This is a genomic window from Rhizobacter sp. (assembly GCF_031412495.1).
In the GTDB taxonomy this organism is placed as follows: domain Bacteria; phylum Pseudomonadota; class Gammaproteobacteria; order Burkholderiales; family Burkholderiaceae_C; genus Schlegelella_A.
The window spans coordinates 1-7,986 of the sequence record NZ_JANODC010000026.1 but is presented as its reverse complement, the minus strand read 5'-3'; the positions used below and the strand labels follow the sequence as shown (position 1 = coordinate 7,986).

9 protein-coding genes are annotated in these 7,986 nt (G+C 70.5%); 4 read left to right on the top strand and 5 right to left on the bottom strand.

The features are described from left to right. The first annotated feature begins 197 nt into the window (after positions 1-197). Entirely contained in the window at positions 198-938 is a 741-nt protein-coding gene (locus tag AC30N0_RS01020; RefSeq protein ID WP_489516081.1) for an aspartate/glutamate racemase family protein, read from the top strand. A gap of 14 nt (positions 939-952) precedes the next feature. Here AC30N0_RS01020 and AC30N0_RS01015 read toward each other — a convergent pair whose 3' ends face one another. Genes AC30N0_RS01015 through AC30N0_RS01005 form a run of 3 tightly spaced genes read right to left on the bottom strand, consistent with a single transcriptional unit; the run spans position 953 to position 3,928 of the window. Next, entirely contained in the window at positions 953-2,464 is a 1,512-nt protein-coding gene (locus tag AC30N0_RS01015) for a tripartite tricarboxylate transporter permease (RefSeq protein ID WP_489516080.1), read from the bottom strand. 5 nt (positions 2,465-2,469) lie between these two features. Next, a complete protein-coding gene (locus tag AC30N0_RS01010; protein WP_489516079.1) occupies positions 2,470-2,925 on the bottom strand; it encodes a tripartite tricarboxylate transporter TctB family protein in 456 nt (151 codons plus the stop codon). Between the two features lie 19 nt (positions 2,926-2,944). After that, positions 2,945-3,928, bottom strand: coding sequence for a Bug family tripartite tricarboxylate transporter substrate binding protein (locus tag AC30N0_RS01005; protein ID WP_489516078.1), 984 nt, complete (start codon positions 3,926-3,928; stop codon positions 2,945-2,947). 162 nt (positions 3,929-4,090) lie between these two features. Here AC30N0_RS01005 and AC30N0_RS01000 point away from each other — a divergent pair, with 162 nt between their 5' ends. Further along, positions 4,091-4,885, top strand: coding sequence for an enoyl-CoA hydratase/isomerase family protein (locus tag AC30N0_RS01000; RefSeq protein ID WP_489516077.1), 795 nt, complete (start codon positions 4,091-4,093; stop codon positions 4,883-4,885). 18 nt (positions 4,886-4,903) lie between these two features. On the opposite strand, the gene AC30N0_RS00995 is transcribed toward AC30N0_RS01000, so the two are convergent. Next, positions 4,904-5,710, bottom strand: coding sequence for an alpha/beta fold hydrolase (locus AC30N0_RS00995; RefSeq protein ID WP_489516076.1), 807 nt, complete (start codon positions 5,708-5,710; stop codon positions 4,904-4,906). Beyond that, positions 5,707-7,011: an O-acetylhomoserine aminocarboxypropyltransferase gene (locus AC30N0_RS00990; RefSeq protein WP_489516075.1), complete on the bottom strand. Its 1,305-nt coding sequence runs from the start codon at positions 7,009-7,011 to the stop codon at positions 5,707-5,709. The genes AC30N0_RS00995 and AC30N0_RS00990 overlap by 4 nt, the downstream gene beginning before the upstream one ends. Before the next feature lie 75 nt (positions 7,012-7,086). Between AC30N0_RS00990 and AC30N0_RS00985 the strand changes: the two genes are divergently transcribed. Together AC30N0_RS00985 and AC30N0_RS00980 are read left to right on the top strand one after the other, a co-directional pair. Continuing rightward, positions 7,087-7,557: a CBS domain-containing protein gene (locus AC30N0_RS00985; protein WP_489516074.1), complete on the top strand. Its 471-nt coding sequence runs from the start codon at positions 7,087-7,089 to the stop codon at positions 7,555-7,557. 3 nt (positions 7,558-7,560) lie between these two features. Then, on the top strand, positions 7,561-7,986 hold a 426-nt coding region (locus AC30N0_RS00980), incomplete at its 3' end, for a chorismate synthase (protein WP_489516073.1).

Sequence of the window (7,986 nt, the reverse complement as noted above, 5' to 3'; positions counted from 1 at the left end):
GGTCCAGGCGGGCGGGGGCGGGGTTCGTGTCATCTTGGCTCCGGGTGGGTCGAGTGCATGGTCCGATCGATGCTTGGCTTGCCTACGCAATGGATATGCCAGCGCCGGCCGCACCTCCTCTGGGCGGCCGTGAACCAACGTGTGGCATCGTCGCGTCGTCGTGATCGATTGCAGCGCAACCGAGGCGGGGCCGTCCAATGAAACTTCTGATCGTTAACCCCAACACGTCGACCGCGATGACGGCGTCCATCGCCGCGGCAGCGCGAGAGGCAGCCAGCGCCGGCACGGACATCGCGGCGGTGCAGCCGCGCTTCGGACCGGCCTCTATCGAAGGGCACTACGACGAGGCGTTCGCCGCCGCCGGGGTCGCCGAGATGGTGCGCCTGTCGGGCGGCCCCGGCATCGACGCCATCGTGATCGCCTGCTTCGGCGACCCCGGCCTCGACGCTGCGCGCGAGGCGAGCGAGGCCCCCGTGCTCGGCATCGCCGAGGCGGCGTTCCACGCGGCATCGTTCCTGGCCACCGGCTTCTCCGTCGTGACGACGCTGACCCGCACCTGCGTCATCGCCGAGCGGCTGGTCCATCGCTACGGCTTCGAGCGCAGCTGCCGCGGCGTCCACGGCACCGACATCCCGGTCCTGGCGCTCGAGTCCGCCGCCGAGGAGGCGCTGACGCGGATCGAGGCGGCAGCGCGGGCCGCCCTCGCGAGCGATCGCAGCGAAGCCATCGTCCTCGGCTGCGCCGGCATGGCCTCGCTCTGTCGCGAGCTGCAGCGCCGCCTCGGCGTGCCGGTGATCGACGGCGTCGCCGTCGCCGTCAGGTTCGCCGAGGGCCTGGCCGGCCTCGGCCTGAAGACCGCCAAGAAGGGCGACTATGCGTCGCCGCTGGCCAAGCCCTGGCTGGGCTTGACGGCCGCGGGGCTGGCCTCGGGCGAATAGGCCGCGGCCGGCGCTCAGCCGACGCGCGCTACCCGCCGCCGCGCCGCCGCCCGGATCGCCATGACAGCCGGGACGAGCACGGCCGCCAGCGCGGCGACCGTGAGCACCGCGGAGATCGGGCGCATGAAGAAGATGCCGATTCCGGCGTCGGAGATGATCAGCGACTGGCGCAGCGCGCGTTCGGCGAGCGGCCCCAGCACCAGGGCGAGGACGAGCGCCGCCGGCGAGTAGCCGAGCTTCTTCATCGCATAGCCGACGGCGCCGAAGGCGAGCATCACGCCGACGTCGAAGCCGCTGTTCTTGAGCGAGAAGGCGCCGGTGATGCAGAGCACGATGATGATCGGCATGAGGATGCCGTAAGGCACGCGCAGGGCGCGGACGAAGAGCGGGATGAACGCGGTGCTCAGGATGAGCAGCAGCACGTTGGCGATGTACTGCGAGGCGATCAGCCCCCACACGAACTGCGGATTCTTCTCGAACAGCTGCGGGCCCGGCCGCAGGCCCCACATCAGCAGGCCACCGAGCATGATCGCGGTCGTCGCCGAACCCGGGATGCCGAGCGTCAGCATCGGCACCATGGCGCCGGTCGCGGCGGCGTTGTTGGCCGCTTCGGGCGCCGCGACTCCTTCGACGGCGCCCCGGCCGAACTCCTCGGGATGCTTGGAGATCTTCTTCTCCACCGCGTAGGTCATGAAGGTGGCCACGGTCGGGCCGGCGCCCGGCAGCGTGCCGACGACGAAGCCGAGCACCGAGCCCCGCACGATCGCCCAGCGGCTGCGCAGCCAGTCGGCCGCGGTCGGCATGACGTCGCGCAGGCCGTATCGGCCCGACAGGATGCTGGCGCCCTTGGCCGCTTCGGCGCCGGCCAGCACCTCGCCGAGCCCGAACAGGCCGATGGCGACGGGCAGGAAGTCGATGCCGTCCATCATTTCCGGGATTCCGAAGGCGAACCTGGCATCGCCCGAGACGATGTCGAAGCCGACGGTGGCCAGCATGAGCCCCGCGACCATGCTGATGTAGCCCTTGATCGGACTGTCGCCGGTGAGCAGGGTCACCGTGGTCAGGCCGAGCAGCATCAGCGCGAAGTTCTCCGGCGGCCCGAAGGCGAGCGACCAGCGCGCCAGCAGGGGCGAAACGAGCATGAGCAGGATCACGCCGAACGTGCCGGCGATGAACGAGGCGATGGCGGCGATGCCGAGCGCCGGGCCGGCTCGTCCCTGCAGGGCCATCTGGTGGCCGTCGAGACAGGTCACGACCGAGGCGGACTCGCCTGGCGTGTTGATCAGCACCGCGGTGATGGTGCCGCCGTACATCGTGCCGGCGTAGAGCGCGGCGAGCATGATGATTCCGGAGGTGGGATCCATGCCGAAGGTCAGCGGCAGCAGCAGCGCCACGCCGGACGGGGGGCCGATGCCGGGGAGGGCGCCGATGAGGATGCCGAGCACCACGCCGCACACCGCCATGAAGAGGTTGAACGGCGTCAGCGCGACCGAAAAGCCGAGCGCCAGGTTCGACAGGAAGTCCATGGCGCTCAGAAGCCGAGCAGACCCACGGGCATCGGTACGCGCAGCCAGTAGGTGAAGATCAGGTAGTTCGCTGCCGCGACGGCGAGCGCCACGGCGAGCGTGACGAGCCAGCGCTGGCGGTCGAGGCCGCGCAGCAGCGCGATCAGGAACAGCACCGTGCCGAGGACCATGCCGACGACGTTGAGCAGCGCCGCGAACAAGGCCGTGATGCCGAGGACCAGGACCAGACGCCTCAGGCCCTCGCCGCGCGGCAGCCAGGCAGCGCCCGGGTCGCTCGAGCGGACCGCCCCGACGAGCAGGATCGACGCGAGAAGGGCCATCGCGAGGCCCAGCCAGAAGGGAAGGAACGCGGGCCCGGGCCCGTTGGCGCCCCAGTAGGCGTAATGCGTCAGCGCGCCGGCGCTGAAGGCGACGCCAAGCGCGAGAAGGGCCGCGCCGGCGATCCGGTCAGCGGAACGCACCGTCCTGCCCGGTGCCGCCTTACTTCTTCAGGCCGCCGAGGGCACCCAGGGCGCTTTCGTAGTCGCCGGTGATGCTGTCGAGGTACTTGTTCGCTTCTTCGCCGACCCAGTTGGTGGGCGTGAGCAGGTTGCCCTTGATGTAGTCGTCCTGCCACTTCTTGGTGGCGGTGACCTTCTTCAGCGTGTCCTGCCACCAGGCGACGGACTCCGGCGCCATGTTGGCCGGGCCGACGACGCCGCGCATCTGCTCCCAGTAGAACGGCATGCCCTTCTCGGCGAAGGTCGGCACGTCGGGCGCGCCCGTCATGCGCTTGCGTGCGGCGACGGCCAGGTTCTTCGCCTTGCCGGCGTCGACCTGCGCGCCGATCTCGTTCGGGTTCATGATGCCGCCGTCGATGTGGCCGCCGAGCAGTGCGGCGGTCACCTCGCCGCCGGAGTTGAACGGCACGTACTTGAGCTTGATCTTGGCCGCCTGCTCGAACAGGTGCGCGAAGATGTGGTCCTCGTTGTGGGTGCCGGTGCCGCCCACCGTGAGCTGGCCCGGCCGCGCGCGCGCCGCGGCGACGAATTCCTCGACGGTCTTGTACGGCGACTCGCTGCGCACCGACAGCATCAGCTCGTCGATGGCGACGATCATCAGCACGGTCATGACGTCGCGGTGGTTGCCCGGCAGCCGGCCCTGCAGCTTGCCCGAGACGATCATCGGCGTGGCGCCGGCGACGACGTGGGAGTCGCCCTTCTTCGTGATGAGGTAGCTGTAGCCGATGGTGCCGCTGCCGCCCGGCCGGTTGTTGACGTTCATCGGCATCGGCGACCATTTGTTCTCGTCGATGATGCCGGTGATCATGCGCATCATGTTGTCGGTGCCGCCGCCCGGGGCGAAGGGCACGACGACCTCGATGTTCTTGGTCGGGTACTTGGCCTGGGCGAGCGCGCTGCCGGAGGTGCCGAGGAGCAGCGCGAACGAGGCGGTCGATGCTGCGAGGAGGTGCTTGAGTTTCATGGCGGGCCCGGCCGGATGGTTCAGGGCGCGACTGCGCCCCTGTTCGCAAACACTTTAGCAAGCCGCACCGCCCGCACCCTTGGTATTGGCCCTAGCGCGAGCGTGTCGTGCGCCGCAGGCGGGTGCTAGGATTTCCCGCTGCCCACGCCCCGACGGAACCCCATGCCAGAAGCCACCCCCGCCGACGAGCACGTTCTCGTCGCACGCGAAGGCCCGATCGTCACGCTGACGTTCAACCGGCCCGAGGCGCGCAACGCCATGACCTGGGGCATGTACCAGCGACTGGTGCAGGTCTGCGACGAGGTCGATGCCGACGACGAGGTCCGCGTCCTGGTCCTCAAGGGTGCCGGCGGCAAGGCTTTCGTGGCCGGCACCGACATCGGTCAGTTCACGACCTTCGAGAGCGGCGAGGACGGGCTTCGCTACGAGCGCGACGCCGACCATCGCTCCGGACGGCTGGCCCGGGTCCGCAAGCCCGTGATCGCGCAGATCCAGGGCTTCGCCGTCGGCGGCGGATTCGGCATCGCCGCCGGTGCCGACCTGCGCATCGCCACGCCCGATGCGCGCTTCGGCGCCCCGATCGCGCGCACCCTCGGCAACTGCCTGTCGATGCATGCCTATGCGCGCTACGTCGACCTGCTCGGCCCCTCGCGCCTGAAGGAGCTTATCTTCACGGCCCGCCTGCTGTCGGCCGACGAGGCGCTGGCCGCCGGCTTCGTGCATGAGATCGTCGCCGCCGAGTCCATCGAGGCGCGCGTGCGCGAGCTCGCCGCGACGGTCGCGTCGCACGCGCCGATCACGCTGTGGGTGACCAAAGAGGCGGTGCGCCGGATCCAGGAGGCGCAGCCGGTGCCGAACGGCGACGACCTCATCGCCGCCACCTACGGCAGCGCCGACTTCCGCGAAGGCGTGCGTGCCTTCATCGACAAGCGACCGCCGCGCTGGACCGGCAAGTAGTCCGGATCGCGGACGCGATCACCGTCCCGGCAGGGCCTGCTTCAGCGCGCCGAGCAAGGCTTCGGGCGCTTCGGTCATCAGGGAATGCCCGGCGGCGAGCCGCACCGTCCTCGCCTTCAGGGCCGAAGCCAGCTCGACGGCCCCGCTCGGCCGCGTCATCTGGTCGTGCTCGCCGAGCACCAGCGTGACGGGGCAGCGCACGCGTGCCGCTGCCTCGAGCCCGCCGCGGTAGCTGTCGCAGACCTGGAAGTCGACCACGAACAGATTGGTTTCGGGGCACCCGGCCTGCACCCGGCGCATCAGGGCGCGGTTGCCGCCGTGCAGCGAGCTGCCGGGCCCGGGGTACGACGGCTTGGCCGCGAAGCCCGAGTGGGAGAAGGTGTTGACGGCATCGATCGCATCCAGCGGCCGCGTGCGTGCCGACTCGAGCAGCGCCGCTGACACAGCCATCGGGAAAGCCGTTCCCACCATCACCAGGCTGCTGGCGCGCTCCGGGGCTCGCGCCGCGGCTTCGAGGCCGACCAGCGAGCCCATGCTGTGGCCGACCAGCGCCGCTTGCCGCACCCCGGCCGCATCGAGCAGTGCCAGGAGCCAGGCGGCGAGGGCTTCGACGCTCCCGAGCGGCGGTCCGGCCGAGCGTCCGTGCGCGGGCAGGTCGGGCGCGAGCACCGCGTGGCCGTGGTTCGCGTACCAGCGCGCGAGCAGGGTCCAGACGCTGTGGTCGTGCAGGGCGCCGTGCACGAAGACGGCGCACGGCAGGGCAGCGTCGAAGGCCTTGCCGCCGCTGTAGACGTAGACCTCGCGTCCGCCGACCGCGAGCTTCACCGGAAGGCCGCCTTCAACGCCCGCTTCAGGTCGTCGAGCAGGTCGTCCGGGTCTTCGAGGCCGATCGACAGGCGGATGGTCCCCGGCCCGATGCCGGCCCGGGCCAACGCCGCGTCGTCCATCCGGAAATGGGTCGTCGATGCCGGATGGATGACGAGCGAGCGGCAGTCGCCGACATTGGCCAGGTGCGAGAAGAGCCGCAGCGCCTCGATGAAGGCGCGGCCCGATTCGCGCGAGCCGCGCAGGTCGAAGCTGAACACCGAGCCGCAGCCGCGCGGCAGCAGGCGCTTGGCCAGCGCATGGTCGGGGTGCGTCTCGAGCTCGGGGTAGCCGATCCGCTCGACCTTGTCGTGCCCGGCCAGGAAGGCGACGACCTTGCGCGTGTTCTCGACGTGCCGCGCCATGCGCAGCGGCAGGGTTTCGAGGCCTTGCAGGATCAGCCAGGCGGTGTGCGGGCTCATGCTGGCGCCGAAGTCGCGCAGGCCCTCGCGACGGGCCCGCAGCAGGAAGGCGCCGACGCTGCTCTCCTCGCTGAACACCATGCCGTGGAAGCCCTCGTAGGCGCGGGTCAGCTCGGTGAAGCGGCCCGACTTCTCCGTGGCCGCGTCCCAGTCGAAGGCGCCGCTGTCGACGAGGACGCCGCCGATGACGGTGCCGTGGCCGGAGAGGAACTTGGTCGCCGAGTGGTAGAGCAGGTCGGCGCCGTGCTCGAACGGACGCATCAGCCACGGCGTCGTGAAGGTGGAGTCGACGAGCAGCGGCAGGTGGTTCTCGTGCGCCAGCGACGCGATGGCCGGGATGTCGAGGACGTCCAGGCCGGGGTTGCCGAGGGTCTCGCCGAACAGGAGCTTCGTCTCCGGCCGGATCGCGGCCCGCCAGGCGTCGACGTCCCCGGGTTTGACGAAGGTGGTGGCGATGCCGAAGCGCGCCAGCGTGTAGTGCAGCAGGTTGTGCGAGCCGCCGTAGAGGGCGCTCGAGGCGACGATGTGGGAGCCCGCGCCGGCAAGGGTGGCGACGGCCAGGTGCAGGGCCGCCTGCCCGCTGGCCGTGGCGATCGCGCCGGAGCCGCCTTCGAGCGCGGCGACGCGCTCCTCGAGCACGGCGTTGGTCGGGTTCGAGAGCCGGCTGTAGACGTGGCCGGAGCGCTCCATGTTGAAGAGCGAGGCGGCGTGCTCGCTCGATTCGAACACGAACGACGTCGTCAGGTGGATCGGCACCGCGCGGGCGCCGGTCGCGGGGTCCGGCGCGGCGCCGGCGTGCAGGGCCAGCGTGTCGAAGCCGGGGTCCGAATATCCGGGCATGAGCGATCCTCTTGGGCCAACGATTGTGGGCTATATTGATCCGGAGCCCGTCGCAGACGAGCTGCGGAGACGACCATGAAAGTCAGCGACATCCTGCGCGTGAAGGGCAACACGCTGTACACCGTGGCACCCGACGAGGCGCTGTCGAAGGCGCTCGACCTGATGTCGGAAATGGACATCGGCTCGCTCGTCGTGATGGAAAAGGGCGAGCTCGTCGGCATGCTCACCTTCCGCGAAGTGATCAAGGCCGTGGTGCAGAACGGCGGCGCCATCGGTGCGACGCGCGTGCGCGCCGTGATGGACGACGCGCCGCTGATCTGCACGCCGGGCACCGAGCTCGACGAGGTGCGGCGCATGATGCTCGGCCGGCACGCGCGCTACATGCCGGTCCAGAGCGAGAAGACGCTGATGGGCGTCGTCTCGTTCTACGACGTCGCCAAGGCCGTCGTCGACAGCCAGGACTTCGAGAACCGCATGCTCAAGGCCTACATCCGCGACTGGCCGGTGGAGAGCGGCGAGGAGCTGCGCGCGCCGAAGGCCGGCTGAGCGATGTCCGGCAGCACGATCGGCACGCTCTTTCGCGTCACCACGTTCGGCGAGAGCCACGGGCCGGCGATCGGCTGCATCGTCGACGGCTGCCCGCCCGGCCTCGCGCTCGCCGAGTCGGACATCCAGCCCGAGCTCGCCCGGCGCCGGCCCGGGACCTCGCGCCACGTCACCCAGCGCAAGGAAGACGACACCGTCGAGATCCTGTCGGGCGTGTTCGAGGGCCGGACCACGGGAACGCCGATCGCGCTGCTGATCCGCAACACCGACCAGCGCAGCAAGGATTACGCGAACCTGCTCGACACCTTCCGCCCCGGCCACGCCGACTACACCTACCACCACAAGTACGGCCGGCGCGACCCGCGCGGCGGCGGTCGCGCCTCGGCCCGCCTCTCCGCGCCGGCGGTCGGCGCGGCAGCGAGCGCGCGC

What these genes read in the sequence shown, in the direction of transcription:
- AC30N0_RS01020 (WP_489516081.1), top strand. Translation starts at nt 198, where the DNA reads ATGAAACTTCTGATCGTTAACCCCAACACGTCGACCGCGATGACGGCG.
- AC30N0_RS01015 (WP_489516080.1), bottom strand. Translation starts at nt 2,464, where the DNA reads ATGGACTTCCTGTCGAACCTGGCGCTCGGCTTTTCGGTCGCGCTGACG.
- AC30N0_RS01005 (WP_489516078.1), bottom strand. Translation starts at nt 3,928, where the DNA reads ATGAAACTCAAGCACCTCCTCGCAGCATCGACCGCCTCGTTCGCGCTG.
- AC30N0_RS01000 (WP_489516077.1), top strand. Translation starts at nt 4,091, where the DNA reads ATGCCAGAAGCCACCCCCGCCGACGAGCACGTTCTCGTCGCACGCGAA.
- AC30N0_RS00990 (WP_489516075.1), bottom strand. Translation starts at nt 7,011, where the DNA reads ATGCCCGGATATTCGGACCCCGGCTTCGACACGCTGGCCCTGCACGCC.
- AC30N0_RS00985 (WP_489516074.1), top strand. Translation starts at nt 7,087, where the DNA reads ATGAAAGTCAGCGACATCCTGCGCGTGAAGGGCAACACGCTGTACACC.